Genomic DNA, 2,108 nt, shown 5'->3' on the forward strand with positions numbered 1-2,108 from the left:
GCTGCCGACCAACCGCATTGTCTGGTCGCCTCGATCCACGACGAGCGCGGCTACGCCAAGATACGCGCCACGCTAGCCAACAGCTATGATCTCGGCGCGAACCGGCCGGACATTCAGGTGGTGGATGTCGATCTGCTCGGCGACCGCCATTTGCGCCTGCAGCACAAGGTCAATGACGGCATCCTTCTCGAGGATGCCAGCCGCGACGCCACGCTTCGTCACATCCGCAGGCTTTGGGGTTATGAAGTCAGCCTGGCGGCCATGGATGCCGAGACCGGCGCGACGATCCACGAACGCTCGACCAGCCAGATCGCCGGATGACGTGCCCCGGCCTCCCTGCGCGTATCAGGTGTCGCCGGCTGGCCTGATCCTCAGCCTTGCGATCCGGTTCTTGTCGCGTTTCATGACGATGAAGCGCTTGCCGTGGAACGTAAAAGCCTGCTTCTCCTCGGGGATCGATTGCGTCTCGTGGATGACGAGGCCGGCAATGGTGGTGGCCTCCTCATCCGGCAGGTTCCAGTCGAGAGCCCGGTTGAGGTCACGGATCGGCACCGTACCGTCGACGACCACGGAGCCGTCGGCCTCCTGCTTGACGCCCTGTATGTCGACATCATGCTCGTCGGCGATCTCGCCGACGATCTCCTCGATAATGTCCTCCAGCGTCACCAGTCCTTCGACCTCGCCATATTCGTCGACGACGACGGCGAAATGCGCTTTGCGGCGAAGGAAGGCGTTGAGCTGTTCCTGCAAGGTCGTGGTGTCGGGCACGAACCATGGTTTCGAGGCGATCTTCATCACATCGATCCTGGAGAAGTCGTTGCCGACTTCGTTCAAGGCGCGCAGCAGATCCTTTGCATGCAGCACGCCGACGATGTTGTCGAGCGAGCCTTTCCACAGCGGCATGCGGGTGTGCGGGCTTTGCAAGATCTCGCGCACCACCGCTTCCGGCGCATTGTCGGCATTGACCGAGCGCATGTTGGTGCGGTGGACCATGATGTCGGAGACTTCGAGTTCGGCGAGATCGAACAGGCCGCCGACGCGGTCGCGATCCTCGCGCACCACCTGGCCGTCGCGGCGGAAATCGTCGACCGCGCCGCGCAATTCGTCCTGGCTGGAACGCTGCGGCTCGATGCGCGAAAGCTCGTAGCCGAACATGGCAAGCAGGCGCGTGCGCACGGCAACGAGCAGCAGGATGAGGATGGCAAGGACGGCGACGACGATCCAGCCGGGCTCGTTCATCTCCGGTCGCTTTCCCTGGGGTGATTCTCCCTGAGGAACGACAGCACTTCCGAGGCCGGCACGTCCTTGGCGATGAAGGCCTGGCCGATGCCGCGCGTCAGGATGAAGGTCAGCGCGCCGCGCGACACCTTCTTGTCCTGGGTGATGAAGGCAAGCAGCGCCTCGGCATCAGGCAATTCGCCCGGGATGTCCGCTATCCGCCAGGGCAGGCCGACCGCGCGCAGATGCGCCTCGATGCGCGCGGCATCGTCGGGGCTGGCCAGATTGAGCCGCGACGAGAACCGGTAGGCCAGCGCCATGCCGATGGCGACCCCTTCGCCATGGACGAGGCGGGCTCCGTCATACTGGGTGGCGGCTTCCAGCGCATGGCCGAATGTGTGGCCGAGATTGAGCAGTGCGCGGTCGCCGGTCTCGAATTCGTCGCGCGCAACCGTTTCGGCCTTGGCGCGGCAGGCTTCGGCAATCGCCTGCGCCCTCTCCGGCCCGCCGGCAAAAACCTGGACCCAATTCTTTTCCAGCCAGGCGAAAAATTCCGGCCGGTCGATGAGCCCGTATTTGGCGAGCTCGGCATAGCCGGCGCGGAATTCCCGGATCGGCAGCGTGTCCAGCACCCCGGTGTCGGCCAGCACCAGTTTCGGCTGATGGAAGACGCCGACGAGATTCTTGCCGCGAGGGCTGTTGATGCCGGTCTTGCCGCCGACCGAGGAATCGACCTGCGCCAGCAGCGAGGTCGGGATCTGCACGAAATTCATCCCGCGCCGCACGATGCCGGCGGCAAAGCCGGCAAGGTCGCCGATAACGCCGCCGCCGAAGGCGATGACGATGTCGCCGCGTTCCAGTTTCGCAGCCAGCACACCGTCGACCACCTC

2 protein-coding genes and 1 pseudogene are annotated in these 2,108 nt (G+C 64.5%); 1 reads left to right on the plus strand and 2 read right to left on the minus strand.

The features are described from left to right. Positions 1-321 (plus strand): annotated as a pseudogene (locus EOB80_RS35470) (SpoVR family protein); the annotation flags it as partial. A gap of 24 nt (positions 322-345) precedes the next feature. On the opposite strand, the gene EOB80_RS23205 reads toward EOB80_RS35470, so the two are convergent. After that, positions 346-1,239, minus strand: a complete 894-nt coding sequence (locus EOB80_RS23205) for an HlyC/CorC family transporter (protein ID WP_127323131.1) — start codon at positions 1,237-1,239, stop codon at positions 346-348. Then, a partial coding sequence (locus EOB80_RS23210; RefSeq protein WP_245466425.1) for a 3-dehydroquinate synthase occupies positions 1,236-2,108 on the minus strand: 873 nt, incomplete at its 5' end. The genes EOB80_RS23210 and EOB80_RS23205, both read right to left, overlap by 4 nt.

Source organism: Mesorhizobium sp. M7A.F.Ca.MR.245.00.0.0 (genome assembly GCF_003997415.1).
GTDB lineage: Bacteria > Pseudomonadota > Alphaproteobacteria > Rhizobiales > Rhizobiaceae > Mesorhizobium.

Excerpts from the sequence above, each read along its gene's own strand:
- EOB80_RS23205 (WP_127323131.1), bottom strand. The coding sequence starts at position 1,239 with ATGAACGAGCCCGGCTGGATCGTCGTCGCCGTCCTTGCCATCCTCATC.